Source organism: Actinophytocola sp. KF-1, assembly GCF_054661535.1.
The window spans coordinates 77,395-102,483 of sequence record NZ_BAAFVK010000017.1; the positions used below are offsets into that span (position 1 = coordinate 77,395).

Annotated in this window: 20 protein-coding genes; 8 read left to right on the forward strand and 12 right to left on the reverse strand. The window is 71.1% G+C overall.

The features are described 5' to 3' along the window. Positions 1-129: 129 nt before the first annotated feature. Positions 130-471 carry a hypothetical protein gene (locus ACYQ77_RS39190; protein WP_459721390.1) on the forward strand — a complete coding sequence of 114 codons (342 nt, stop codon included), beginning with the start codon at positions 130-132 and terminating at the stop codon, positions 469-471. A gap of 213 nt (positions 472-684) precedes the next feature. Here the strand turns inward: ACYQ77_RS39190 and ACYQ77_RS39195 are convergent, their stop codons facing one another. Both ACYQ77_RS39195 and ACYQ77_RS39200 read right to left on the reverse strand, forming a co-directional pair. After that, positions 685-2,892, reverse strand: coding sequence for an FtsX-like permease family protein (locus ACYQ77_RS39195; protein ID WP_459721393.1), 2,208 nt, complete (start codon positions 2,890-2,892; stop codon positions 685-687). After that, positions 2,889-3,566 (reverse strand): ABC transporter ATP-binding protein, encoded by a 678-nt coding sequence (locus ACYQ77_RS39200; RefSeq protein WP_459721395.1) that lies wholly within the window; start codon positions 3,564-3,566, stop codon positions 2,889-2,891. The genes ACYQ77_RS39195 and ACYQ77_RS39200 overlap by 4 nt, the downstream gene beginning before the upstream one ends. A 163-nt stretch (positions 3,567-3,729) precedes the next feature. On the opposite strand from ACYQ77_RS39200, the gene ACYQ77_RS39205 reads away from it, so the two are divergent. The 3 genes from ACYQ77_RS39205 to ACYQ77_RS39215 are packed head-to-tail and all read left to right on the forward strand — an operon-like array spanning position 3,730 to position 6,105. Further along, on the forward strand, positions 3,730-4,398 hold the full coding sequence (locus tag ACYQ77_RS39205) for a phosphatase PAP2 family protein (RefSeq protein WP_459721397.1): 669 nt from the start codon (positions 3,730-3,732) through the stop codon (positions 4,396-4,398). Positions 4,399-4,426: 28 nt separating this feature from the next. Continuing rightward, positions 4,427-5,530 (forward strand): LLM class flavin-dependent oxidoreductase, encoded by a 1,104-nt coding sequence (locus tag ACYQ77_RS39210; protein WP_459721400.1) that lies wholly within the window; start codon positions 4,427-4,429, stop codon positions 5,528-5,530. Continuing rightward, the gene (locus ACYQ77_RS39215) at positions 5,527-6,105 is read left to right on the forward strand and encodes an FMN reductase (RefSeq protein ID WP_459721403.1); all 579 of its coding nucleotides are present in this window, start codon (positions 5,527-5,529) and stop codon (positions 6,103-6,105) included. Before ACYQ77_RS39210 ends, ACYQ77_RS39215 begins: the two co-directional genes overlap by 4 nt. On the opposite strand, the gene ACYQ77_RS39220 is transcribed toward ACYQ77_RS39215, so the two are convergent. After that, positions 6,102-6,341: a hypothetical protein gene (locus ACYQ77_RS39220; RefSeq protein WP_459721406.1), complete on the reverse strand. Its 240-nt coding sequence runs from the start codon at positions 6,339-6,341 to the stop codon at positions 6,102-6,104. The two genes, ACYQ77_RS39215 and ACYQ77_RS39220, sit on opposite strands and share 4 nt — an antisense overlap. A 10-nt stretch (positions 6,342-6,351) precedes the next feature. Further along, positions 6,352-7,338 (reverse strand): non-homologous end-joining DNA ligase, encoded by a 987-nt coding sequence (gene ligD / locus ACYQ77_RS39225; RefSeq protein ID WP_459721409.1) that lies wholly within the window; start codon positions 7,336-7,338, stop codon positions 6,352-6,354. Positions 7,339-7,382: 44 nt separating this feature from the next. Between ligD and ACYQ77_RS39230 the strand changes: the two genes are divergently transcribed. Both ACYQ77_RS39230 and ACYQ77_RS39235 read left to right on the forward strand, forming a co-directional pair. Then, positions 7,383-8,333, forward strand: a complete 951-nt coding sequence (locus ACYQ77_RS39230) for a hypothetical protein (protein ID WP_459721412.1) — start codon at positions 7,383-7,385, stop codon at positions 8,331-8,333. After that, entirely contained in the window at positions 8,330-9,061 is a 732-nt protein-coding gene (locus ACYQ77_RS39235) for an SDR family oxidoreductase (RefSeq protein WP_459721415.1), read from the forward strand. Before ACYQ77_RS39230 ends, ACYQ77_RS39235 begins: the two co-directional genes overlap by 4 nt. A gap of 139 nt (positions 9,062-9,200) precedes the next feature. Here the strand turns inward: ACYQ77_RS39235 and ACYQ77_RS39240 are convergent, their stop codons facing one another. Next, positions 9,201-12,569: a glycosyl hydrolase family 95 catalytic domain-containing protein gene (locus tag ACYQ77_RS39240; RefSeq protein ID WP_459721418.1), complete on the reverse strand. Its 3,369-nt coding sequence runs from the start codon at positions 12,567-12,569 to the stop codon at positions 9,201-9,203. Positions 12,570-12,778: 209 nt separating this feature from the next. Here ACYQ77_RS39240 and ACYQ77_RS39245 point away from each other — a divergent pair, with 209 nt between their 5' ends. Then, entirely contained in the window at positions 12,779-14,092 is a 1,314-nt protein-coding gene (locus tag ACYQ77_RS39245) for a hypothetical protein (RefSeq protein ID WP_459721421.1), read from the forward strand. Here the strand turns inward: ACYQ77_RS39245 and ACYQ77_RS39250 are convergent. The 6 genes from ACYQ77_RS39250 to ACYQ77_RS39275 all read right to left on the reverse strand — a co-directional run bounded on the left by ACYQ77_RS39250 (position 14,076) and on the right by ACYQ77_RS39275 (position 22,881). After that, positions 14,076-16,565, reverse strand: coding sequence for a DNA gyrase/topoisomerase IV subunit A (locus tag ACYQ77_RS39250; RefSeq protein ID WP_459721423.1), 2,490 nt, complete (start codon positions 16,563-16,565; stop codon positions 14,076-14,078). The two genes, ACYQ77_RS39245 and ACYQ77_RS39250, sit on opposite strands and share 17 nt — an antisense overlap. A 19-nt stretch (positions 16,566-16,584) precedes the next feature. Then, positions 16,585-18,636 carry a DNA gyrase/topoisomerase IV subunit B gene (locus ACYQ77_RS39255; RefSeq protein WP_459721426.1) on the reverse strand — a complete coding sequence of 684 codons (2,052 nt, stop codon included), beginning with the start codon at positions 18,634-18,636 and terminating at the stop codon, positions 16,585-16,587. A gap of 109 nt (positions 18,637-18,745) precedes the next feature. After that, complete coding sequence (locus tag ACYQ77_RS39260) at positions 18,746-19,690, reverse strand: phosphotransferase family protein (RefSeq protein WP_459721429.1); 945 nt, start codon at positions 19,688-19,690, stop codon at positions 18,746-18,748. Beyond that, a complete protein-coding gene (locus ACYQ77_RS39265) occupies positions 19,687-21,048 on the reverse strand; it encodes an MFS transporter (RefSeq protein ID WP_459721432.1) in 1,362 nt (453 codons plus the stop codon). Before ACYQ77_RS39265 ends, ACYQ77_RS39260 begins: the two co-directional genes overlap by 4 nt. Further along, positions 21,045-21,932 (reverse strand): SRPBCC domain-containing protein, encoded by an 888-nt coding sequence (locus tag ACYQ77_RS39270; RefSeq protein WP_459721435.1) that lies wholly within the window; start codon positions 21,930-21,932, stop codon positions 21,045-21,047. The genes ACYQ77_RS39265 and ACYQ77_RS39270 overlap by 4 nt, the downstream gene beginning before the upstream one ends. A gap of 127 nt (positions 21,933-22,059) precedes the next feature. Then, the gene (locus ACYQ77_RS39275; RefSeq protein ID WP_459721438.1) at positions 22,060-22,881 is read right to left on the reverse strand and encodes an alpha/beta fold hydrolase; all 822 of its coding nucleotides are present in this window, start codon (positions 22,879-22,881) and stop codon (positions 22,060-22,062) included. Between the two features lie 118 nt (positions 22,882-22,999). On the opposite strand from ACYQ77_RS39275, the gene ACYQ77_RS39280 reads away from it, so the two are divergent. Beyond that, positions 23,000-23,233: a hypothetical protein gene (locus ACYQ77_RS39280; RefSeq protein ID WP_459721441.1), complete on the forward strand. Its 234-nt coding sequence runs from the start codon at positions 23,000-23,002 to the stop codon at positions 23,231-23,233. A gap of 369 nt (positions 23,234-23,602) precedes the next feature. Here the strand turns inward: ACYQ77_RS39280 and ACYQ77_RS39285 are convergent, their stop codons facing one another. Further along, on the reverse strand, positions 23,603-25,081 hold the full coding sequence (locus tag ACYQ77_RS39285) for a flavin-containing monooxygenase (protein ID WP_459721444.1): 1,479 nt from the start codon (positions 25,079-25,081) through the stop codon (positions 23,603-23,605). Positions 25,082-25,089 lie beyond the last annotated feature (8 nt).

Consider the following 25,089-nt stretch of genomic DNA (forward strand, 5'->3'; position numbering starts at 1 on the left):
CACGCGATCGGTCGCGTTCCACTCGCGGACAGCGACGCACGAGGGTGTTCACCCGTTGGAATGTCTTCAGGTTTCGCCCAGAACTGCCGAGGGAATCGGTGGGCAAACCTCAACGACGAGGAGGACCGCATGGCCACCGAGGCCGTAACCATCACCGCCACGAGGCCGATCCCCGGTCCGCGGGTGGCCCCCGCCACCCCGGACATCCGGCCACGCGCCGGGTTCGATCTGCTCTCCGGCGTGGACAAGGTGCTCGGCAGGCTCGCGGAGCCGGGCGACACCAACGGCCTCGCCGACGACCTCCGGACCGCTCTCGCCCGCACCGCGGCCCTGGGCGACAGCTGCCGCATCCGCCCGCAGTGCGACGGCGTCCGCCTGGCCGCCGACCTGCTGCTGGCGGGCGAGGTGGTCGACGCGCACGCCATCCTGGTGCGCATGCAGGCCGAACTGGCGGACCGTCAGCGCGGCTGACCCCGCGCAGGAACGCGACGAAGAACGGGCGCCCGGCCCGCCGCCACCGCGGACCGGGCAAGCCCACCGGCGTACTCACGCTGTGCGCTGAACCGCTGTCCCGGTCAGCAGACTGAGGTTCATGGGCCGGGGGCGAGGTGGCCGACTTCTCCCACCGGGCCCGGACGGGCCGGGGAGCGCCCACCCGAGGGGTAGGCAGGCACTCCCCGGGGCCTATTCCTCCGCGAGCGGCTCCGCGCGCACCCGCTTCAGCGCGGGCGAGCACACCGACGCCGCCAGCAGGGCGACCAGCGCGCCGAGCACGATCGGGGCCGCGAGCCACGGGCTGAACACCGGCACGCTCTCCGACACCAGCCCGAACAACCCGACCCCGACGGCCGTCCCCAGCGCACCCGCGCCGACCGTCGCCACGAGCGCGGGCAACGCCGCCTCCGCACGCAGCGCCCGCGCGAGCGTGTGCACCGGTGTGCCCGCCGCCATCAGCGCGCCGAACGTGCGCCTGCGGTCCATCACCGAGCCGGCGGTCGCGATCGCGGCGCTCAGGCCGCCCAGCACCGACGCCGTGACCAGGCCGATCACCGTCACGCGGCGCAGGTCGGCCAGCTCCTGGTTCTGCTCGCCGAGCTTCATCTCCTTGCTGATCACCTGCGCGCCGCCCGACGCCGCCAGCAGCGCGGTCCGCGCCGCCTCCCGGGACTTGTCGTCGGCGGGCACGGCGACGTCGACGCCGGTCAGCTCCGTGCCCGCGGGCAGCAGCGCCGGGTCGATCAGCACGACGTCCGTGGCCGCCGCGACCGGGGCGACGTCCAGCGGCGTGCGCTCCTCGGCCGACGAGCTGTCCGACCACGACACCGCGTCGAGCGCGGCGTCCGACGGCGCGTACACGGCGGGCTCCGCCCGGCAGTCGACCGACACGTGCGGCAGCAGCACCTGGGCCTCGGTGCACGACAGCACGTACGCCTGCAGGTAGTCCGCGCCCTGCCGCACCTGGAGCTGGCCGACCGCCGCCGCGCGGGCCGCCAGGCCGTACCGTTCGAGGCCCTTGTCGGCCGCCTCGACGACAGCGGGCGCGTGGTCGGCGTCCGTGCTGAGGTACAGGACGGAATCCCGGTACGGGCTGTAGTACCCGGCCTCCGACTCCAGGCTCGGCATCAGCGTCAACGCCATCGACCCGGCGAACACGGCGAGCACCACCCCGGCCGACGCGCGGTACGCCGCCTTCGGGTCGTCCCGCAGCCGCCGCCCGGCCAGCAGCGCCGACGGCCTGCGCCACACCTTCGTGAACAACCCGCCGAGCGCCGAGGTCACCCACGGTCCGACCACGGTCGGCGACCACATGAGGAGCCCGAGCGTCAGCAGGATCGGCAGCAGCGCACCCGATCCGGCCTCTTCCGCCATCGACAGCGACAGGACGAACAGCAGCCCGGCGACCGGCACCACCAGCAGGCGGGTCTTGCTGAGGGGCTTGCGGGTGTGCCCGCCGGTCGCCATGAGCGGCGTGTTCACCACGCGCCGCAGACCCGCGACGGCCGCACCGACGACCAGCACCGGCACGGCGACCGCCACCAGCACCACGATCGGCCACGGCAACATGAAGTCGCTCGCGAACCAGGTGCCGCCGCCCCACGGCACCCACGTCGCCAGCGAGTGCAGCACCGGGCTGATCGCCACCCCGATGACCGCACCGGCCACCGCGGCGAGGCCCGTCTCGGCCGCGACCATCGCCGTGACCTGCGCGGGCGTGGCGCCCGCCAGCCGCAGCGCGGCAAGACGACGTTCCCGCCGCGCGGCCGTGAGCCGGGACGCGGACGCCACCAGCACCAGGCTCGGCACCAGCAGCACCACCACACCGACACCGGCGAGCAGCGACAGCAGCCCGTCCGGCCGGGCCTCGCCCGAGGCGAGCGCGGTCACCTCGTATGCGGTCGCCGGCATCGTCTCCGGTGTGTGCCCGACGAGCAGCACCAGCTGCTCGGGGAACATCAGCGCGTCCTCGCCGAGCAGGCCCGCGGGTGTCGCGCCGAACCGGTCTGACAGCTCGGCCGCGGGCTTGGCCGCCGCGAGCGCGGCCAGCTCCGGCGACTGCAGCATCTCGCCGGGTGCGGGCAGCCGGTCGATGCCCGGCGGCAGCGCGATGTCCGCCTCGTCGACGAGCGGCGCGACGTCCACCCGCGTGATGACCTGGCCGTCGACCTGGTCCTCGCTGGAGGAGTAGGCGAGCACGCCGCGCCCGGTGTCGGCGAAGCCGGTGGGGTGCTGCCACAGCGTCCGTTCTGCCCGCGCCTGCGTCGCGAACGGGAGGCTGGTCAGCAGCAGCACCAGCCCGGTGGCCACCGCGACCCCCAGTGCGGTCAGCACGGTGGACACCTGGGTGCGCCGGTCGACGCGCAGCACCCGCCAGGCGAGCTGGACCGGGTTCATCGGGCCGCCACCGGCTGCTCGATCCTCCCGTCGCGGATGGCGACGGTGCGCGGCATCATCGCGGCGATCTCGCGGTCGTGGGTCACGACGATCACCGCGGCGCCGGTCTCCTGCGCGGCGTCCACGAGCGCGCTGATCGTGGCGTGCCCGGTCTTGGTGTCCAGCGCGCCGGTCGGCTCGTCGGCGAAGATCACCTTGGGCCGGTGCGCGAGTGCCCGCGCGATCGCGACCCGCTGCGCCTCGCCGCCGGACAGCTCACCGGGGCGGCGGGTCTCCTTGCCCGCCAGCCCGAGCCGCTCCAGCCACGTGCGGGCGGTGGAGATCGCCATGCCGCGGTCGCGGCCGCCGAGCAGCAGCGGCAGCGCCACGTTCTCCTCGGCGGTCAGTTCGGCGACCAGCATCCCGGACTGGAACACGAAGCCGAACTCGGTGCGCCGCAGCTCGCTGCGCCTGGTCTCCGACAGCTGGTCGATCCGCTGTCCGCCCAGGGTGATCGCACCCTCGTCCGCCTTGAGGATGCCCGCCAGCACGTGCAGCAGCGAGGTCTTGCCCGACCCCGACGGCCCCACGATCGCGATGGCCTCCCCCGCGGCGATGTCGATGTCCACCCCGGCGAGCGCGTACGCGGACCCGTACCGCTTCACCAACCCCCGCCCGGACAACAGCGATGTCATGTCGACCCCTTCTCGTCGGTTTCCTGCGGGGAGAACCCTCTCGGAGGAGGGCGGTCGCGCACGTCGGGCAGATGGCCATGACGGGGAAACCGGCACCGGCCGATCGGCCGACCCCGCCCTGGCCGATCGGCCAAGCGGCCTGCCCGCGGTTACGTTGGGGGGCATGACGCGATCAAGGCAGGCCGTCGCGGGCGGGGTCGCCGTGGTCGTCCTGGCCGTCGTCGCGATCGTGCTCACCGAGGCCGTGGTCCACCACAAGGCGCTCGGCGAGCTGGACGGCCCGTTCCGGGACTGGGTGATCGACCACCGCACCGGGTTCCTGACCGAGGTGATGGTCAACGCCAGCCGGTTCGGCAGCACGCCGTCGCTCATCGTCATCGCGCTGCTCGCGGCCGCGTGGCTGGCGTGGCGGGGCAGGAAGCCCGACTCGCTGCTGGTCGTGGCCGGGTCGGCGGGCGCGCTGGCGCTCGGCCCGGTGCTCAAGGCGATCGTCGAGCGGCCGCGCCCCGCGCTGTCGGACCACGTGGTGTTCGTCAACAGCTGGTCCTACCCGTCCGGGCACAGCCTCAACTCGATGGCGGTCCTGGGGTTGCTCACCGTGCTGGCCATGCGGGAACGACCCGGCGCGGTGTGGCGGACGCTGCTGGCCCTGCTCGGCGCGTTCCTCGTGGTCACGGTCGGGTTCAGCCGGGTCTACCTGGGCGTGCACTGGCCGTCGGACGTGCTGGCCGGCTGGCTGATCGGTGTTCTCTGGCTCACGATCTGCTTCACCGTCGCCCACCTCGCGCGCGGGAATACCCGCACGTCGAGTACGGTTCAGGGGAGTAGTTGAACACGCAACTACCAGAGAGGTGAGCGTGATGCAGTTCGGGATCTTCTCCGTCGGGGACGTCACCACCGACCCGACCACCGGCGTGACGCCGAGTGAGCACGAGCGGATCAAGGCCATGGTCACGATCGCGCTCAAGGCCGAAGAGGTCGGGCTGGACGTGTTCGCGACCGGCGAGCACCACAACCCGCCGTTCGTGCCGTCCTCGCCGACCACCATGCTCGGCTACATCGCGGCGCGGACCGAGAAGCTGATCCTGTCCACGTCGACGACGCTGATCACCACGAACGACCCGGTGAAGATCGCCGAGGACTTCGCGATGCTGCAGCACCTTGCGAACGGCCGCGTCGACGTGATGATGGGCCGCGGCAACACCGGCCCGGTGTACCCGTGGTTCGGGCAGGACATCCGCCAGGGCATCCCGCGCGCCATCGAGAACTACGCGCTGCTGCACGAGCTGTGGCGCAAGGACGTCGTCGACTGGGAGGGCCGGTTCCGCACCCCGCTGCAGGGCTTCACCTCGACGCCGCGGCCGCTCGACGGGGTGCCCCCGTTCGTGTGGCACGGCTCCATCCGCAGCCCGGAGATCGCGGAACAGGCCGCCTACTACGGCGACGGGTTCTTCGCCAACCACATCTTCTGGCCGACCTACCACTTCCAGCGGCTGATCAGCCTCTACCGGGAGCGGTTCGCGCACTACGGCCACGGCACGCCCGAGCAGGCGATCGTCGGCCTCGGCGGGCAGGTGTTCATGCGGAAGAACTCGCAGGACGCGGTCAACGAGTTCCGGCCGTACTTCGACAACGCGCCGGTGTACGGGCACGGGCCGTCGCTGGAGGACTTCATGGCGCAGACGCCGCTGACCGTCGGGTCGCCGCAGCAGGTGATCGACCGGACGCTGACGTTCCGCGAGCACTTCGGCGACTACCAGCGCCAGCTGTTCCTCATGGACCACGCAGGCCTGCCGTTGAAGACCGTGCTGGAGCAGCTCGACCACCTGGGTGAGATCGTTCCGGTGCTGCGCAAGGAGTTCGCGTCGCGCCGTGCCCCGGGTGTCGCCGAGGCGCCGACGCACGAGTCGCTGGTGGCCGCTGCCAAGGACGTGGAGAACGACCCGGAGAAGGTGGAAGCATGAAGCTCGTAGTGGTTTCGGCGGGCCTGACCCAGCCGTCGTCGACGAGGCTGCTCGCCGACCGGCTGGCGACGGCCGTCGCCGCGCACGCGGACGTCGACACGCGGGTGGTCGAGCTGCGGGACTTCGCGGTGGACATCGCGAACCACCTGGTCACCGGGTTCCCCGCACCGAAGCTCGCCGACGCGCTGAAGGCGGTCGAGGAGGCGGACGGCCTCGTCGTCGCGACGCCGATCTTCACCGCCTCCTACAGCGGGCTGTTCAAGTCGTTCTTCGACCTGGTCGACAACGAGGCGCTGACCGGCAAGCCGGTGCTGATCGCGGCGACCGGCGGCACGGCGCGGCACTCGCTCGCACTGGAGCACGCCGTGCGCCCGATGTTCGCCTACCTGCACGCGGTGGTCGTCCCGACGGCCGTGTACGCCGCGTCGGAGGACTGGGCCGGCCACGACCTGGCCAAGCGGATCGACCGCGCGGCCGAGGAACTGGCCGAGCTGATGGTGCGCGCACCCGCGCCCGTCAAGGAGACGTTCGTGCCGTTCGCCGAGCAGCTGGCGGCACTGCGCGAGAAGGACTAGTGCCGGTCCTTGTCCGGTGACGACGGCGCGGGCGCCTGCCGCTCGTAGGCCTGCTGGATCTCGATCTGCGGCTCGTGGGCGGCCGGGTGCCAGATCTCGTCGAACACGCTCATGCTCGCGCTCAACGCGGCGCTGCCGACACGGCGGCGCCGCATCCGCGCGGCGCCGCGGAACAGCCCCCAGCACACGAGGGTGGTCGCGCCCGCGACGAGCAGGAACGGCAGCAGGACGTCCATGCCGTCCACGTTACCCGGGCTCGTTCTCCTCGGCGGCCTTCTCCGCCGCCCGCTTGCGGCGTTTGCCCTCGTGCATCGCGACGACGCGGGCCACCGGGATCTCGTGGCCCTCGGCGACCAGGTCGGCGGGCAGGTCCTGCGGGGCGGGCAGCGCGTCCGCCCACGGGTTCCCGTCGCCCAGCAGCGCGGCCGCGTTGCGGATCGTGAAGTCGCGCGGCGACACGTTCTCGATCTCGTCCCACGGCACCGGGAACGACACCGTCGCGCCCGGCCGGATCCGGGGGCTGAACGCGGCCACGACCGTCGCGCCGCCCGCACGGGTGGAGTCCACGAACACCTTCCCGCCGCGGTCGGCCTTGATGTACGCGGTCGTCGCCAGGTCCGGGTCGATGCGTTCGGCACGTGCCGCGATGGCGCGGGTGGCGGCGGCCGCGTCGGGCATCTCGATGTCGGTCGAGATGGGCACGAACACGTGCACGCCCTTGGCGCCGCTCGTCTTCACCGCACCGTCGAGCCCGAGGTCGCGCAGCGCCTGCCGGACCAGCAGCGCCGCCTGCACGGCGACACCGAACGTGTCGTCACCCTCCGGCGGGTCGAGGTCCAGCACCAGGTGCGTCGCGTGGTCGAGCGCGGGCACCCGGCCCAGCGTCGGGTGGTACTCGACGGCGCGCTGGTTCGCGAACCAGACGAGCGTCCTGCGGTCGTCGCACAGCGCGTACCGCACCTGCCGCTGCGACGACTCCGCCCAGTACGACGTGGTCTTCACCCACTCGGGTGTGTACTTGGGGACGTTCTTCTGCATGAACGGGTCCTGACCGGGCCGCACCCGCACCACGGACAGCGGGCGTTGCTCGAGTTCCGGCAGCAGTCGCGTGTGGACGGCGTCCAGGTAGGTGACCAGATCGCGCTTGGTGGCGTCCGCGCCCTCGAACAGCGGCTGGTCGAGGTTGGTGAGCGGGACGTCGGCCAGCGACTCCGTGCTCTTCGCGGCTGCCATGCGGCTCCTCTTGTCATCCGGTGATCTGCGGGTACGGTGCCCGCATGTCCCGACCAGGAGGACCTTACCCAGACGAGCAGTACCCGCGCGGGTACCAGCGGCAGCCGCAGGGCCACCCGCAGGACGACTACCAGCGCGGATACCCGCCGGGGCCCGGCTACGACCAGGGCTACGGCCAGGGTTACGACCAGGGCTACGGCCAGCCCTACGGCGGCGGTTACGACCGGGGCCACCCCGGTGGCGGCTACCCGGACCAGGGTGGTCACGGCGGCGGCTACCCCGAACCGCAGCGCGGCTACGGCGACGCGCCGGTGTCCCGGCAGGCGCCGCGACGCCCCGCCCCCGAACGTTCGGCGCCGCCGCCGGAGCCGGAGGGCGGCGGCTTCCGGCTGCCCGGGCTCGGCCTGCTGCTGAGCATCGTCGGGCTGGTCGTGCAGATCGTCTGCTTCACCGTGCTGCCGTGGGTGAACGCGCCGGGCAACAAGGACAGCCAGGCGCTGCCCGCCATCTGGGACCTCGCCACGAACTTCGAGGCGCACGGCTTCGCGGGCGCGTACGTCGTGCTGTTCAGCTACCCGCTCGCCGTGCTCGGCATCCTGCTGTCGCTGGTCGCGGTGCTCGAGTCGGTCGCGATGAAGGTGATCTGGGCGGTGCTCGCGATCATCGGCATCGCGGTGCTCGGGCTGCGGTTCGGGCCACTGGGCGACCTGTTCTCCGGCGGGTCGGTCGAGTTCTCCCGCAAGGAGATCACGTTCGCGGTGATCGCCCTCGGCGCCCTGGTCGTGGTGATCTTCATGCTGAAGATGGCGATGTCCACGTTCCGCCGCCTTGCCGGGCTGGTGCTGCTGGTGATCGGCGGCGTGCACGTGTACGCGGTGTCCGACCTGACCGACGGGTTCGGGTTCGAGGACGTGCAGCTCGGCGCGTACGGTCCGGCGCTCGGCTACGTGCTGGCGGCGGCCGCGGCGTTCGTCGGCCCGCGGCGGGTCGCGTGAGGATCGCGGTCGTCACCGGCGGTGGTTCCGGCCTCGGCCGGGCCATCGCCCTGCGGCTCGCGGACGCGGACTACCACGTCGTGGTCGCGGGCCGCACCGAGGAGACGCTGCGGGAGACCGCGCGCGAGATCGACGGCACCGCGATCGTCACCGACGTGTCGTCGTACGCGTCGGTGACCGCGCTGTTCGAGGCAGTCGAGGACCGCTGGGGCCGCCTCGACCTGCTGGTCAACAACGCGGGCACGTTCGGCCGCGGCGGCCCGGTCGCGGACGTGGACCCGGCCGACTGGCAGGCCGTCGTCGACACCAACCTGACCGGCTCGTTCCACTGCGCGCAGGCCGCGTTCCGCCTGATGTCCACACAGGACCCGCGCGGCGGCCGCATCATCAACAACGGCTCGATCTCCGCCCACAGCCCCCGCCCGCACGCGGTGGCCTACACGGCGACCAAGCACGCGATCACGGGCCTGACCAAGCAGCTGTCCCTGGAGGGCCGCGCCCACGACATCGCGTGCGGCCAGATCGACATCGGCAACGCGGCGTCGCCCATGACCGCGGCCATGGGCAAGGGCACCCTGCAGGCGGACGGCTCGATCCGTCCGGAACCGACGATGGACCCGTCCCACGTGGCCGACATGGTGCTCCACATGGCCGAACTCCCCCTGTCGGCCAACGTCCAGTTCATGACGGTGATGGCAACGAACATGCCATATATAGGCCGAGGCTGACCCACGCCCGAACACCGCGAGTCGCGCTCTCCCGCACACCGAGTTGTACGTTTCGTGCACATGCCCGGCCCCGGGACCTGCACGAAACTGACAACTCGGTATGCCTGAGAGCGCGACTCGCGGTGTCTGGGCGCGGGGGTCAGCCGAAGGCTTTTGTGCGCCAGGTTGGGATTTCCGCTGCTGACAGGGCGTCCGCGAGGATGGCTGCCCGGTCCACGGCGCCCGTCAGGCGCTGGCCGCCGCCCTGGTCGGCGGCGAAGCGGAGCTGGCGGGTGGCGCAGCCGTTGATGCCGTCGTCCGGGACCTGGCCGCCGCCGATGCGGGTGCCGTCCGCGTAGACGGTCAGCGCACCGCTGTCGGCCATCACCACCACCAGGTCCACGTATCGACCGGTCGGCACCACCGCGTTCGTCGTCACGTTCTGGCCGGAGCCGATGAACCGCACCTGGTTCGACGGGGTCAGGTCGATCAGCACCCCGTCCGTGCCGGGGTCGCCGCTGGGCTGGAAGTCGAACAGCCGCCGGTAGGAACCCGACCCGTCGACCTTCACCTCGGCCGCGAACGTCGCCTCCTTCATGTACCCGAGCGACGTGTCCGCCGTGCGCAGGAACGTCGACCCGCCCAGCACCAGGCCGGACCCGGACGGCGCCGCCGCGTCGTAGGCCGCGGCACCGTCGACGGTCGCGTCCCGGTTGTTCGGCGACACGTCGTCCACCACCGACCCCGCGCTCGGGTCCCACGCCACCACGGTGCCGGTCGCCGGCGTGCACGGCGGCAGCGGTTCGATCCGCACCCCCGTCAGCCCGGTGTTCCGCCACCCGTTCCCGGCGAGCACGGCCGTCAGCCGCGCCTGGTCGGCGTCCCCGGCCACCGGTGTCACCTGGAACGTGTAGCCGCGTGACTGTCCACTCGGGAGCGTCGCAAACGCTTGCGACGCCGGCGAGACGCTCCAGCCCTGCGGCACCCGCAGCGACAGCGTCCCCGCGGGCACCTCGGGGCCACGTGACGTCACGGTCACCCGCGCGTCGAACGGCGTCCGGTCCACCACCTGCTCGGGCGCCGCGACCGTGACCGACACCGCCGACGTGGCGACGTAGGTCCGCCCGGCGACCGCGGCGAACGACACCTCGGCGCCGGCCCGCTGGTGCCGCACCGGCCTGCGGGTCTGCTGGTCCACGATCTGGTACCGGCCGTCGAACATCGTGCTGGACACCCGCAGCGTGCCGGTCCTGCCCGCGTGGAACGCGATCCGCGTCGGCACGCCACCGGCCCAGTCGGTGTCGACGGTGACGTCGCCGCGTGCCCGCAGCCCCGTCACCGACCCGGTCTCCCAGAAGTCCGGCAGCGCGGGCAGCACGTCCACGACGCCGCGCTGGCTCTGCACCAGCATCTCCGCGACACCCGCCGTGGCGCCGAAGTTGCCGTCGATCTGGAACGGCGGGTGCGTGTCCCACAGGTTGTCGAGCGTGCTGGTCTTCAGCAACTCCGACAGCATCGTGTGCGCGTGGTTGCCGTCCAGCAGCCGTGCCCAGAAGTTGATCTTCCAGGCCTTGCTCCAGCCGGTGCCGCCGTCACCGCGCGCCGTCAGGGACGTGCGCGCGGCCTCGATCAGCGCCGGGTCGTCCTGCGGCGTGATCTGACGGCCCGGGTGCAGCGCGAACAGGTGCGACACGTGCCGGTGGTCGTTGTTCGGGTCGTCCCAGTCGGACTTCCACTCCTGCAGCTGCCCCCAGCGGCCGACCCGCAACCCCGGGTCCAGCCTGCCGAGGTACCCGCGCACCTCGTTCGCGAACCCGTTGTCGCCCAACGTGGTCGCCGCCTCCGCCGTGTTGGTGAACAGGTCCCACACGATCTGCTGCGACATCGACGCGCCCGCCGAGAACGGTCCCTGCTCCGGCGAGAAGCTCGGGCTCACGACCAGCTTGCCGTCGCGGGGATCGGCCACCAGCTCGTCGAACCAGAACTGCGACAGCGACTTCAGGATCGGGTACGCGCGCTCCCGCAGGAACGTCACGTCACGCGTGAACAGGTAGTGCTCGTAGTAGTGCTGCGCGAGCCACGCACCGGCCTCGGGGAACCAGAACGAGGTCGCCCAGTTGTGCACACCGGTGAACCCGAACGGGGTGGTCTCGTTGTGCACGACCCAGCCGCGGTTGCCGAACATCTCCCGCGCGGTCTTCGTGCCGGGCGGCACCATCGAGTCGACGTAGTCGAAGAACGGCTCCGTCGTCTCGGACAGGTTCGTGGTCTCCGCCGGCCAGTAGTTCATCTGCAGGTTGATGTTCACGTGGTAGTCCGCGCTCCACGGCGGTGACGTGGAGTTGTTCCACACACCCTGCAGGTTCGCGGGCAGCGACCCGTCCCGCGACGAGGAGATCAGCAGGTAGCGGCCGTACTGGAAGTACAGGACCTCCAGGGCCTTCCTCGTCGCGGCGGGCGTGCTCGCGTCGCGGTAGGCACGCAGCAGGTCGTCGGTCGGGATGTCCGGCATCCGCTGGCCGACGTCGAGGGTGACCCGGTCGAACAGGCCGCGGTAGTCGGCGACGTGCGCGGCACGCAGCGCGGTGAACGACTTCCGCGCGGCGGCGTCGACCCGGGCGGTGACCGCGTTGTGCGGGTCGGACGTGCGGTACGCCGGGTAGGCCATCGAGTAGTTCGTGCCGGCGGCGAGGACCAGCGTGACCGCGTTCGCCCCCGACACGGTGACGGTGCCGTTGCTGTTGTCGGTGCGCGAGCCACCCTCGTTGAGCACCCGGACCTGCGACTCGAACCGCATGCCGTTGTCGTTGAGGTTGCCGGAGAACGTGATCCGGCCGCCCTGCGCGGTGAACTGCCGCGACCGGTTGTCCGGCGCGGTGATCCCCGCGGTGAAGCTGATCCGGCCCGGCCGGCCGGCGGTCAGCCTGGCGACGATCACGTCGTCGGCGGCGGAGGCGAAGTACTCGCGGTGGTACGTCACGCCGCCGGACGCGTAGGTGACCCCGGCGACCGCCTCGGCGATGTCCAGGCCGCGCCGGTAGTTCGTGACCGGCGCCGGGTCCTGCGGTTGCGTGAGCCGCAGGTCGCCGAACGTCTGGTACGCGCCGAAACCGGTCTTCGGCTGCCCGAGCACGCTCGCCACGTAGTTCGGGTCGACCTGCCCCTCGGCGTTGATCCGGTTCTGCACGTCGGCGATCGCGGTGGGCCGCGGCTCGCGCCAGTTGCCGAAGTCGTAGCCGGGCGAGCCGGGGCCGCCCGTCCACAGCGACTTCTCGTTGAACTGCAACAACTCGTCACGCACGCCGCCGAACACGCTCATGCCGAGCGCGCCGTTGCCGATGGGCAGCGACGTGGACTCCCAGTCGGTGGCGGGTTCGTCGTACCAGAGGGTCATGGCCGCGTTGCGCGGTTTCGGCGCCGGTGGCGCGCCCTGCGCCGGGACCGGTGTCACCACCACCGCCAGCGACAGGACGGTCGCGGCGGCGGCCGCGACCGCAAGGACCCGGGACGCTCTTCGTTGAACGCGCATCTTCGCTCATCCCTCGCTGTCACCCGATCGACTCTCGCAGGTTAGAGATCGGATGTATTTCACGTCAAGAACGCAAAACCACGCAAGCCTTGCATGATCTTGCACGATAGGTCCTATCTCTGCTGGTGACCCAGGTTCGGCGCCCAGTCACGACCGTGGTACTCATCGCGATAACCGGACGAGCGAAGTGACACACATCGGGGGGACACATGGCGATCGACGTCTCGGCGATCTCGAAGCTGACCGACGCGGTGGAGGCGCTGCGGGGCTTCGTGACGAAGGCGGCGGGCGCCGACGAGAAGGAGGAGGCGGCCCGCAGCGCCGTGCCGGAGAACTCCGCTGCCGCGCAGATGGCCCGCAACGCCCGGCAGAGCTACCAGAAGACCGCGCGCTGGATGCTCGCCGCGTTCGCCGCCGTCGGCGTGCTGATCTTCGGGTCGCTCCCGTTCGCCGCGATCGCCGACGTGGAACTGCGGTGGCCGTCGGCCCTCTGGCTGGTCGGCGGGCTCGTGCTCGCGGTCGCCGGCATCGTCAGCGCGGTCGTCGCCGTGTCCATGGTGAGCGAACCGGAGGACGCGAGCCTCGGCGAGCTGGACTGCGACCTGCGCGCGATCCAGAAGACCGACGAGAAGGGCTTCGTGTTCGTCAAGGGCAAGCCGGTGATCACCGTCAGCAAGCTGCGGGCATGGTGGAACCCGCGGCTCGCCTGCCGCATCGAGCTGGCGAACATCCTGCACGGCCCCGAGTCCTCCGCACACCTCGGCCCGAACCTGGCGAGCGACGAGCGGCAGGCGTCGGTGACGAGCCTGATCAGGCGGCTCGGCGACCTGGAGTCGGAGCACGCGAAGCTGGCGCCGGTGGTCGCGAACCTGTCCGTGTCGGTCGCGTCGTACGAGAAGCGGATCGAGGACCTCACCACGCTGCTCACCGAGCTGCGTGCCCGCCGCGCGGAGGATCCCTCCGTCGACACGGAGATCGGCACGACGTCCGCCATGTACACGGCCGCGGCGACGAAGCTCGACTCGGAACGCGCCGCGCTGACCACCAAGCAGAAGGAGCTCGCCGAGGTCGACGACCAGCTGAAGCTCTACCAGGACCACCGCATGCTGGTGCTGGCCGAGTCCGGCGTCATGCAGCTGCGCGGCCGGTTCCGCCTCGCCCGGCGGATCATGGCGATCGCCGCGGTGCTCACGCTGTTCGGCGGCACCGGCTACGCGCTGGCCCTGCCCGGCGCGACGGCGTCGAAGGACGAGAAGCCCCCGGCGGCCGCGCCGGCCCCCACACCCGCACCGGCCCCGGCCTTCGCCACCGGGCTCGCCGCGACGGTGACCATCCACGAAGGCACCGCCGCGGCGGCGGAACTGCCACGCGCGTGCGTCGACCGTCCGCTGACCGCCGTGTGGGTCGGCGACACCCGCGTGCCGCCGACCGCAGGCCCGTTCACCGCCCTGATCACCGACCCCGCGTGCACCGGCGAGGTGCGGGTGGCACGCGGGGAGGGGACGTTCAGCCTCGTTCGATGAGGTGACCGATCACGTCCGGCCCCGGGTGCGCGGTACCCGAACCGTCGCGGCGCTTGTCCACCTCCGGCAGCTCCACCGACGACCCGTTGTTCGACGCACCCGCGGGCCGCGGCCCGATCCACGCCAGGATCAGCCGCGTCTCGCCCTTCAGGAACCGGTGCGTCCGGACCCCGCCGGTCGCGCGGCCCTTCGCCGGGTACAGCTCGAACGGCGTCACCTTCACGCTCTGCCCGGTGCACGTCACGACCATCGGCTCGCCGTGCTCGTCGTCGTCGGTGCGGATCGCCCCGAAGAACACCGCCTCCGCGTCCACGGCGAGGTTGATGCCCGCCATGCCGCCGCTCTTCAACCCCTGCGGCCGCACCAGCGACGCGCTGTACCGCAGCAGTGACGAGTCGGACGACACGAACACCAGCGTCTCCGCGCCGTCGGTCAGCCAGGTCGCGCCGATGATCTCGTCGCCGTCCTTCAACGAGATGACCTCGAACTCGTCGGACCGGACCGGCCACTCCGGCGCGCACACCTTCACCACGCCGTGCTTCGTGCCGAGCGCCAGCCCCGGCGAACCCTCGGCCCGCTCCCCGAGCGGGGCGATGCCGACGACCTTCTCACCCTTCTCCAGGGGAACCAGCTCGCTCGCCGCCATACCGCCGCGCAAGGACACCGTGCCCGCGGCCTCCGGCAACACCGGCAGCGGCAGCACGTCCGTCTTGAACGCACGGCCCCGGCTCGTCACCAGCAGCACCTGACCACGCGCGGTCGTGTGCACCACCGCCGACACCGTGTCGTGCCGGGCACGGCCGCTGCGCCTGCGTGCCTCGGTCGCCTCCTCCGACTCCGCGGCGGTCCGCGCGACCAGCCCGGTCGCGGACAGGATCACCTGGCACGGGTCGTCGGCGACCTCGAGCGGCCCGGCCGGCTTCGACGCGGCCAGCACCTCCTTGAGGTCACCGTCGATCAACGCCGTCCGGCGCTCCTGCCCCAGGTCCTTCGCGACCTTGGCCAGCTCGGCGGACACGAGCTTCTTGAGCACCGACTCGTTCTCGAGGATGTTCGTCAGCTCCGCGATCTCGTTGCGGAGCCGCTCCTGCTCCTCCTCCAGCTCGAGCTTGTCGTACTTGGTGAGGCGGCGCAGCGGCGTGTCCAGGATGTAGGTGGCCTGGATGTCGGAGAGCTTGAAGCGCTTCATCAAGCCCTCCTTCGCCGCGGCCGCGTCGTCGCTCTGCCGGATCAGCCGGATCACCTTGTCGATGTCCAGCAACGCGATGAGCAGGCCCTCGACGAGGTGCAGCCGGTCCTCACGCTTGCGGCGGCGGAACTTCGTGCGGCGCGTGACGACGTCGTAGCGGTGCTTGAGGAACACCTCGAGCAGCGCCTTCAGGCCCAGCGTCCGCGGCTGCCCGTCGACGAGCACGAGGTTGTTGATGCCGAACGACTGCTCCATCGGCGTCAGCCGGTACAGGTCCGCGAGCAGCGCCTGCGGGTTCACGCCGACCTTGCACTCGATCACCACCCGGGTGCCGTTCTCCCGGTCGGTGAGGTCCTTGACATCGGCGATCCCGGTGAGCCGCTTGGACTTCGTCACCTCGTCGGTGATCTTCTCGATGATCTTCTCCGGCCCGACCGCGTACGGCAGCTCGACGATCGTGATCGCCTGCCGCCCCCGGCTGCCCTCCAGCGGCCCGATCTCGACCTTCGCGCGCATCCGCACCACACCGCGCCCGGTCTCGTAAGCGCGGCGGACCTCGTCCAGGCCCAGCAGCATCCCGCCGGTCGGCAGGTCGGGGCCCGGCACGTACTCCATCAGCTTGTCGAGCGAGGCGTCCGGGTGGTGGATCAACCACCGCGCCGCCCCGATCACCTCGGCCAGGTTGTGCGGGATCATGTTGGTCGCCATCCCGACCGCGATGCCCGACGTGCCGTTGACCAGCAGGTTCGGGAACGCGGCGGGCAGCACCGACGGCTCGTCGAGCGACCCGTCGTAGTTGGGCCGGAAGTCGACCGTGTCCTCGCCCAGCTCCCCCACCAGGAGCATGGCCTCATTGGACAGTCGCGATTCGGTGTACCTGCTCGCGGCCGGTCCATCGTCCGGGGACCCGAAATTTCCATGCCCGTCGACCAGCGGCGCGTTCATCGAGAAGTCCTGCGCCAGCCGCACCATCGCGTCGTAGATGGCGGCGTCGCCGTGCGGGTGGTACTTGCCCATCACGTCGCCGACCACGCGGGACGACTTCACGTAGGCGTGCGTCGGCCGGTAGCCGTTCTCGTTCATCGAGTACAGGATCCGCCGGTGCACCGGCTTCAACCCGTCCCGCGCGTCCGGCAACGCGCGGGAGTGGATGACCGAGTACGCGTACTCCAGGTACGAGTCCTCGATCTCCGTCTTCAGCGAGTTGTCGAAGACCTGCGCGCCCGCCTGGTCGAACGCGGTCGGGTCGACCTTGGTCGTCGACGGGCCCTTGCGGCGTGCCATTTACCTGTTGCTCTCTCTGTCAGATGTCGATCGCCGACTGGTCCACGCGGACCGAGGACTCCACCAGCCACGCGCGCCGCGGCTCGACCTTCTCCCCCATCAGCAGCTCCAGCGCCGCCTCGGCCGCCTCCGCGTCGTCAAGGGTGATGCGCCGCACCGAGCGCGTGGCCGGGTTCATCGTGGTTTCCCAGAGCTCGTCGGCGTCCATCTCGCCGAGACCCTTGAACCGCGGCACCGGGGTGACGACCTGCTTGCCCGCCTTCTCCAGCTGCGCGACCTTCTGCTCCATCTCGCGCTGCGTGAAGGTGAAGTGCGTCTCCGGGTTCCGCCCCTTGGTGGTGATCTTGTGCAACGGCGGCATGGCGGCGAACAGCCTGCCGTCCTCGATCACGGGCCGCATGTAGCGCGCGAACAGCGTGATCAGCAGCGTGCGGATGTGCGAGCCGTCGACGTCCGCGTCCGCCATCAGGATCACCCGGCCGTACCGCATGGCCGCGAGGTCGAACGTCCGCCCCGACCCGGCGCCGAGCACCTGCACGATCGACGCGATCTCCGCGTTGCGCAGCGTGTCGGCGAGGCTCGCCTTCTGCACGTTGAGGATCTTGCCACGCAAGGGAAGCAGCGCCTGGTACTCGGACACGCGCGCCATCCGCGCTGAGCCGAGGGCGCTGTCGCCCTCCACGAGGAACAGCTCACTGCGCGCGATGCCGGTCGACCGGCAGTCGACGAGTTTCGGGGGCATGGCCGCGCCTTCGAGGGCGGTCTTGCGGCGGGCCGCGTCCTTCTGCTGCTTCTGGGTGAGCCGAACGCGCGAGGCGTCGACCACCTTCTGCAGTACGGTCTTCGCCTCGGTCTTGGTCTTGCGGTTCTCCGTCCAGGCGCGGACCTCGCGCTCCACGATGGACTGGAGCACCTTGGTGATGCCCGCGGTGGACAGCTCGTCCTTGGTCTGGGAGGTGAACTGCGGCTCGGGGAGCCGGACGTGCACGACCGCGGTCATGCCCTCCTCGACGTCCTCGAGCGTCGGCGGGTCCTCCTTGGGCTTGAGGAGCCCCCTGGTCTTGGCGATCGCTTCGTTGACGGCCTTGACCACGGCACGGTCGAAGCCGCGGCGGTGGGTGCCGCCGTGCATGTTCCTGATGGTGTTGGTGAAGCACTCGATCGTGCGCTCGTAGCCGGTGCCCCAGCGGATCGCGACCTCGACCTCGGCGGTGCGTTCCACTTTGGACTGCATGACGCCGTTCTCGTCGGCGGCGTTCTCCCGGTACGTGCCGGTGCCGTTGATCATGATGACGCCGGACACCGGCTTGTCGGAGGTCGGCGTGAGGAACTCCACCATGTCGGCGAGGCCGTTGGGGTAGTGGAAGGTCTCCTCGTCGATCGCGCCTTCGGTGGCGTTGCGCAGGGTGTAGGTGACGCCGGGCACGAGGAACGCGGTGTTGCGCAGCTTGGCGCGCACCGCCTCGATGTCCAGCGCGGCGCCGTTCTCGAAGTACCGCTGGTCGTACCAGTAGCGGATGGACGTGCCGGTCTTCTCGCCGCGCTTCATCCGCCGGACCACGTTGAGGCCGGACTTCTTGGTGAACTTGGCCTTCGGGCCGGCCCCGTCGAACTCGCCGGGCACGCCGTGCGCGAACGACATCTGGTGGACTTTGCCGTTCTGCTTGACGGTGATGTCGAAGCGGTGGGACAGCGCGTTGACCGCGGAGGCGCCGACGCCGTGGAGGCCGCCGGAGGTCTTGTAGCCGGAGCCGCCGAACTTGCCGCCGGCGTGCAGGCGGGTGAGCACCAGCTCGACACCGGACAATCCGGACTTGGTGTGGACGCCGGTCGGGATGCCGCGCCCGTCGTCGTCGACCTGGACGCTGCCGTCCGCGTGCAGGGTGACCACGATGTGACCCGCGTAACCGGCGATGCCCTCGTCGGTCGAGTTGTCCACGATCTCGTTGAAGAGGTGGTTGATGCCCCGGCTGTCGGTCGAGCCGATGTACATCCCCGGCCGCTTCCGCACCGCCTCGAGGCCCTCGAGGTGGGTCAGATCGTCGGCACCGTAAAAGGTTTCCGCAGTCACTTCTGGTCGTCTCCCGATTCATGGCGCGCCCGTGCACCACCCGCCTCAGGCGTCCACCACCGTCGGAGAGCCTATCCGCTACCCCCGACAACCCTCGGCATTTGGCAGCTCAGTCGTCCCTGGCGAGGTCCGACCAGCTGCCCGCGAGGAGTGCGGTGAGATGCTGACGCGGGGCGTCCGCGAACTCCCGTGCCTGGTCATGGCCCTGCATGCGCAGTGCGCGTGCCCAGACGAGTGTTCGTGCGACTTTCCCCACCCAGCATGCCAGCTCCAGCTCGGCCATGAGCTCCCGGCGTGGTGCGAGGTCGCTCCACACCTCCAGGTAGGCGTCCCGGATACGCCGGACGGCGGGGTCGCCGGGACCCGCGCCCAGGTGCCCGCGGACGACCGCCGCGGGCACCAGCAGGCTCGCGAACGGGTGCGCGACGACCGCGTCGCCCCAGTCGTAGAACCGGATGTGATCGCCGTCGGCGAACACGTTCCCCGGGTGGAGATCGTTGTGGTCGATGCTCGCGGGCACCGGTGACGCCGCGAGCCTGGCGCACCACTCGACGTAGGCCGGCCGCATGGCGCGGACGTCGTCGAGCGGATCACCGGTCTGCGCCGTGACCTCGGCCACCGCCTCGTCGAACCGGTCCGGCATGGCGTGCGGGCGCATGTCGGCGACCCCGGACGCCAGCAGCTCGTCCGCGTGCGGGGCGAGGTCGCGCTGCAGCTGGGCGTACCGGGGCAGGACCGCGACCAGCCCGTCCACGACGTCCGCGCCCGACTCGCGGAGCGTGGTGCCGCCGTCCGGCAGGAGCACCCAGCCCCGGTCGAGGTCGACGGCGATCGGGCGCAGGACCGCGTCCGGGGTGACGGCGGCGAGCAGGTCGTACAGCGCCACCTCGAACACCGTGCCCGGTCCGGGCGCCTTCAGCCAGACGGGACCGCCCGTGGTCGGTGCGGTGTGCACCGTGCTCCACGGGCGGTCGTGCGGGCACGTGATCTCGCCGGTCCTGCGCAGTCCGGCGGCCGCGAGCCGCTCGTCCAGCCACTCCGCGCGATCGGTCATGCGCGCAACCTCATCACGAGCGCGGCGGCCACGAGCACCACACCGGCACAGACGGCCGCCGACGCGTTCAGTGCGCCCACCAGCCCGGCGCCGCCGCGGGCGACGGCCATGCCGATCATGCCGAGGACGGCGACGCCCGTCGCCAGGCCCAGTTCGCCGGCGGTTTCGGTGAGGGCGGCGGCGGAACCGGCCTCCTCCGTCCGCACCGCCTGCATGGCCATGATCGCGCACAGCCCGCCCATCGGACCGATCCCGACGCTCTGCACGACCATGCCGGTGATCATCAGCGGCAGCCCGCCGTCGACCTGGGTGAGCAGCACGAACCCGGCGGCGGCGACCACGAGCCCGCCCGCGATCACGACCGGCGTGCGGACGACCCTCGTGAGCAGCGGGGACACCTGGATGACCACGAGCATCGCGAGTGTGCCCGGGAGCAGCCACAGCGCGGTCTGCAAGGTCGAGAGACCCGCGACCCGTTGCAGGTACAGGGAAACGAACAACGTGTTGCCCGCGGTCAGCCCGGCGACCACGGTGAGCAGCAGCCCGGCGCGGAACACGCGGTTGCCGAACAGGGCGAGGTCGAGCAGCGGGGTGGCGAGCCGGCGCTGCCGCCGGACGAACAGGTGCCCCGCGCCGAGGCCGATCACGACCGCGACCAGGGGGAGCACGCCGAAACCGTTGCGGGACAGCTCTTTCAGGCCGTACACGACGGGCAGGACGGCGGCCAGCGACAGCGCGACGCTCGGCAGGTCCAGCCGGGCGGGCTCGGGGTTGCGGTGCTCGGGCAGCCACAGCGGGCCGAGCACGAGCAGCGCCGCCATGACGGGCACGCCGATCAGGAACGCGGCGCCCCACCAGAAGTGTTCGAGGACCGCGCCGCCGATCACCGGGCCGAGCGCGGAACCGCCCATGAAGCAGCCCATCCAGATCGCCATGGCCGTCGCGTGCTGCTTGCGGTCGGTGAACATGGTGTGGATGAGCGACATCGTCGACGGCATGATCGTCGCGCCCGCCACGCCGAGCAGCGCCCTGGTGGCGATGAGCATCCCGGGCGAGGTGGCGTACGCGGCGAGGACGGAGGCGGCGGCGAACGCGGCGCCCCCGGCCAGCAGCAACCGTTTGCGCCCCACGCGGTCGCCGACGTTGCCCATGGTCACGAGCAGTCCGGCGAGGACGAACCCGTAGATGTCGGTGATCCAGAGCTGTTCGAGGTCGCCCGCGCCGAGGCTGGTCGCCAGGTGGGGCAGCGCGAGGTAGAGCACGCTCATGTCGAGCGCGACGAGGACCGTGGGCAGTGCGAGCACCGCGAGGCCGAGCCATTCGCGTCGGCCCGCCCTGGGTGCCGCGAGCGTGGTCACCGCAGTTCCCCGGCGAGCGCGCCGTCGGCCATGCCGGGCCATTCGACGGACAGCCAGATGGGCCGGAAGCCGGGCAGTTCGTGGTAGCGGCGCAGCGCGGCCATGCCGGAGAGCCACCCGGTCCAGTCGGCGTAGGGCGGGTTGCCGCTGTCGAAACCGCTGTTCACGAAGGTCAACCGGGTCCTGCCCCGCGAGCCCTCGAGCTCCCAGGTGGACACCATGTCGCCCCAGTCGAGCCGGACGCGCCTGCCCGGTTCGAGGTCAGTGATGCGGGCGGTGGCGTCCTCGTCGCCGAACTCCGCACCCATGGCCCAGCGGCCGCCGACGTGGGGTTCCACGGAGATGTCGGCCTGGAACCACTGGCGGAAGCGTGCTGGCTCCATGAGGGAGGCGTAGACGTCGTCGGGGGCGGCGCCGACGGTGATCTCGGCGCGGAGGGCGTCCCGCTGCGAGAAGTCGCACTTCGGGGTGGTCGCGCGGCCTTCGACGTGGTCGACGAGGTTGGCGATGGCGAGCGACCAGAACGTGCCGAGGATCGCGAGCGGCGTGGTGTTGGCGACGGCGTCGGCGTGCGACGGCGGATCACTCTGGGACAGGGCGACGACCGTGTCACCGTCCTGTTCGGACAGGGCGAGCTCGACGGTCGTGTCCACGCCGTGGACCCGCCACGCGAAGCGCAGCGTGTGGTCGTCGACGTGCAGGAGGCGCTGGCTCGGCGCGTCCCCGTCGGGCGTGTGGCGGCCCCAGAAGGCGAAGGTGTGCGGCAGGTCCACCTCGGCGTGCTCGGCGAGCCAGACCTCCAGCGCGGTGGCGTCGGTGAGCGCGGCGCGGACGACGGCGAGCGGGGCGGTCGTCCTGGCACGCAGCTTCAGCGGGTTCGTCATACGAGAAGTCTTGTACGTAAAACACATCTTTGTCAATAGGACGTGCGCCGACCAGGGGGAACCACACGATCCGGTGACCTACCTGGCTCCCGCTACCCGCCCGGCATAGAGTGGACACATGTTCGAATCACGCACCCCAGAAGTCCGCCAGCAGCTCGCTCATCTCCTCGGCCCGCTCGACCTGGGGCATGTGGCCGGTGTTCCGGAAGAGGTGGAAACGCGCGTGCGGCAACAAGGTCCGCGCCGCCTCGAGATGCGCGGCGGGCAGGATCAGGTCCCGGTCGCCCCACACGACCAGGGTCGGCACCTTCGCCGCGGCGACGGCGGTGAGCAACTCGTCCCGCCACGCCTGCCGCACCCCGCGGAGAGACCCGAGACTGCGAGCCAGTTCGGTCATGACCCGCGCGGCGTGCGGCCGCGTGGCGATCCGGTACCCGTACTCGACGCGCTCGGCGGTCACGTGCGCCTGGTCCACGTACAGCGACCGCACGACCTGCCGCGCCCCGTACCGCGATGGCCGCAGCAACAACGCGGCCAACCCCCGCACGGCCAGCAGCCGCAGGGCAATCGTGACTTCCTTGCCGAAGCCGGCACTGTTGACGAGCGCCAACGACCGCACCCGCTCGGGTGACTGCACGGACACCCGCATGGCGACCGCCCCACCGAGCGAGTTGCCCACGAGGTGCATCGGCTCGGCGACGCCCACGGCGTCGAGGAACCGCTCGACGAAGTCGGCGAGCGCCTGGAGGCTGTAGCGCCCCGGCAGGGGATCGGACCCACCGAACCCCGCGAGATCCACGCTGTAGACCCGGAAGCGGTCGGAAAGGAGTGCATGCTGCTCGGTCCAGTCGGCGTGCGTACGCGCGATCCCGTGCAGCAACAGGACGGGATCCCCGTCACCGTCGACCCGGTAGCGGGTACGCAGTCCGTCGACTGTCACTTCGGTCATCGTGGCCGCCTCTGACTCCCGCCGGGCCTCTCCCCGGTCCTCCGTTCCCACCGACATGACGAGGATCTACCGGAGACCTCGGTGGCGAGCCTATCGAGTCGCGGACACGATCCGGCCGATGCGCGGTGACGCGTACTGCGGCACGCAGTCGAACCTGCTCAACAACAACGAGGAGCCGCCATCCGACACGACAATCTCTTTGGCTGGGCGCCGCCACGCGGGTATGCGGATGGGGTGCCTGATCGGCTGGCCGTCGATCAACTGCGCCGTGCTCTGGCAGCTGGCCGTTGCCGCGGGCGGTGGACGATCTCTGATGCTGGTATTCCCGGCGACGCGAAGATCCTGCTGGTAGCCGACGCGCGCGGCGACAATCCCGTGTGGCGTTCCTTCTCCGGGATCTACCGGTCGCGGTGCTGGTCCGGATGCGCTCGGACCGAGGGCTTCTCCGCACCATGCCCGCGCACCTGCCTGGCACTCTCGGGCGGCCCCGCGGTCACGGCGACGAGTTCGTTCCGGCGACCCGGCCATCCGGGGAGAACCGGACCTGACCACTCGCGCGGACACTCGGCTTTACGGCCCGGCTCTGCCCGACAGCCCGGGCGTTGACCTTCCCCGGCAAGCGTTCCCGCGCTCTCACCGCCGACATGCACCGTCCCTGGGGGAAACAGCCCGCCCTGGCTGACTGGTCCGCCGCGGTTTCGGCACCCATGACCCAGCCGAACTAGACCGGAGCCGCGGTCCGCACCCGCTCGAATCGCACGTCGTCGGTCAGTGGGCCGTGGCGCATCAGGAGCACGTCCATCGGGTAGTTCTGGTACAGGCGCCACGGCGCGGCGGGGCCCTGCTTCGGCAGCTTGTCCAGGCTGCGCAGCACGTAGCCCGACTTGAGGTCGATCAACGGCACCGTGTCGACCTCCGGGTCCGCGAGCACCGGAGTGACCATCTGGTAGCGGTGCTCCCGCATGTGGTTCAGCAGGCGGCACACGTAGCCGGCGACGAGGTCCGCCTTCAGGGTCCACGACGCGTTCGTGTATCCGATGGTCAGCGCGAAGTTCGGCACGCCGGACAGCATCATGCCCTTGTACGCGACGGTGTCGCCGAGATCGACCGGCTCGCCGTCGACGGTCAGGGACATGCCGCCCATGGCCAGCACGTTCAGCCCGGTGGCGGTGACGATGATGTCGGCTGCCAGCTCCGCACCGGACGCCATGCGCAGGCCGCGCGGGGTGAACCTGTCGATGGCGCCGGTGACGATCGAGGCGCGGCCCGAGCTGAGGGACTTGAACAGGTCACCGTCGGGGACGAAGCACATGCGCTGGTCCCACGGGTCGTACCTGGGTGCGAAGTGGGTGTCCACGTCGTAGCCGGCCGGCACCTGGGTCAGGACTCCCTTGCGCAGCAACGCCTTCACCACCTTGGGGGCGCGGCGTGACAGCTGGAACAGGAGCATCGCCGTCAGCACGTTCTTCCAGCGCAGCGCCGGGAACAGCACCCGGGGCGGCACCTTGCCGATGAGCTTGTCGGCGATGACGTCCTTGCCCGGCAACGTGAGCACGTAACTGGGTGACCGCTGGACCATCGTCACGTGCTCGGCGCTGCGGGACATGGCCGGGACCAACGTGATCGCGGTGGCGCCGCTGCCGATCACGACCACGCGCTTGCCCGCGTAGTCGAGGTCCTCCGGCCAGTGCTGCGGGTGCACGACCGGCCCCTCGAAGTCCTCGACACCCTCGAAGGGAGGGGTGAACCCCTTGTCGTAGCGGTAATAACCGGAGCACACGTACAGGAAGGAGCAGGTCAGGGTCACCGTCTCGACGGCGTCCCCCTCGGTGCGTTCCGCGGTGACGGTCCACCGGGCGTCGGCGCGCGACCACGCCGCCGCGATCACCTTGTGGTGGAAGCGAATGGCCTCGTCCACGCCGTACTCGCGGGCCGTGCGCCGCACGTACTCGCGGATGGAGTCACCGTCGGCGATCGCCTTCGCCTCCCGCCAGGGGCTGAAGGAGTAGCCGAGGGTGAACATGTCGGAGTCCGAGCGGACGCCGGGGTAGCGGAACAGGTCCCAGGTGCCGCCGATGGCGCCACGGGCCTCGAGGATCGCGAAGGTGCGGTCCGGGCAGCGCTGCCGCAGGTGACAGGCGGCGCCGATGCCGGAAAGACCGGCGCCCACGACCAGGACGTCGACGTGCTCCGTTGCCATGCCGAGCA

Excerpts from the sequence above, each read along its gene's own strand:
- ACYQ77_RS39240 (WP_459721418.1), bottom strand. The coding sequence starts at position 12,569 with ATGCGCGTTCAACGAAGAGCGTCCCGGGTCCTTGCGGTCGCGGCCGCC.
- ACYQ77_RS39280 (WP_459721441.1), top strand. The coding sequence starts at position 23,000 with ATGCGCGGTGACGCGTACTGCGGCACGCAGTCGAACCTGCTCAACAAC.
- ligD (WP_459721409.1), bottom strand. The coding sequence starts at position 7,338 with ATGGCAGCCGCGAAGAGCACGGAGTCGCTGGCCGACGTCCCGCTCACC.
- ACYQ77_RS39215 (WP_459721403.1), top strand. The coding sequence starts at position 5,527 with ATGAAGCTCGTAGTGGTTTCGGCGGGCCTGACCCAGCCGTCGTCGACG.
- ACYQ77_RS39275 (WP_459721438.1), bottom strand. The coding sequence starts at position 22,881 with ATGACCGAAGTGACAGTCGACGGACTGCGTACCCGCTACCGGGTCGAC.
- ACYQ77_RS39250 (WP_459721423.1), bottom strand. The coding sequence starts at position 16,565 with ATGGCACGCCGCAAGGGCCCGTCGACGACCAAGGTCGACCCGACCGCG.
- ACYQ77_RS39205 (WP_459721397.1), top strand. The coding sequence starts at position 3,730 with ATGACGCGATCAAGGCAGGCCGTCGCGGGCGGGGTCGCCGTGGTCGTC.
- ACYQ77_RS39195 (WP_459721393.1), bottom strand. The coding sequence starts at position 2,892 with ATGAACCCGGTCCAGCTCGCCTGGCGGGTGCTGCGCGTCGACCGGCGC.
- ACYQ77_RS39270 (WP_459721435.1), bottom strand. The coding sequence starts at position 21,932 with ATGACGAACCCGCTGAAGCTGCGTGCCAGGACGACCGCCCCGCTCGCC.
- ACYQ77_RS39230 (WP_459721412.1), top strand. The coding sequence starts at position 7,383 with ATGTCCCGACCAGGAGGACCTTACCCAGACGAGCAGTACCCGCGCGGG.
- ACYQ77_RS39190 (WP_459721390.1), top strand. The coding sequence starts at position 130 with ATGGCCACCGAGGCCGTAACCATCACCGCCACGAGGCCGATCCCCGGT.
- ACYQ77_RS39285 (WP_459721444.1), bottom strand. The coding sequence starts at position 25,081 with ATGGCAACGGAGCACGTCGACGTCCTGGTCGTGGGCGCCGGTCTTTCC.
- ACYQ77_RS39245 (WP_459721421.1), top strand. The coding sequence starts at position 12,779 with ATGGCGATCGACGTCTCGGCGATCTCGAAGCTGACCGACGCGGTGGAG.
- ACYQ77_RS39200 (WP_459721395.1), bottom strand. The coding sequence starts at position 3,566 with ATGACATCGCTGTTGTCCGGGCGGGGGTTGGTGAAGCGGTACGGGTCC.
- ACYQ77_RS39260 (WP_459721429.1), bottom strand. The coding sequence starts at position 19,690 with ATGACCGATCGCGCGGAGTGGCTGGACGAGCGGCTCGCGGCCGCCGGA.
- ACYQ77_RS39210 (WP_459721400.1), top strand. The coding sequence starts at position 4,427 with ATGCAGTTCGGGATCTTCTCCGTCGGGGACGTCACCACCGACCCGACC.
- ACYQ77_RS39220 (WP_459721406.1), bottom strand. The coding sequence starts at position 6,341 with ATGGACGTCCTGCTGCCGTTCCTGCTCGTCGCGGGCGCGACCACCCTC.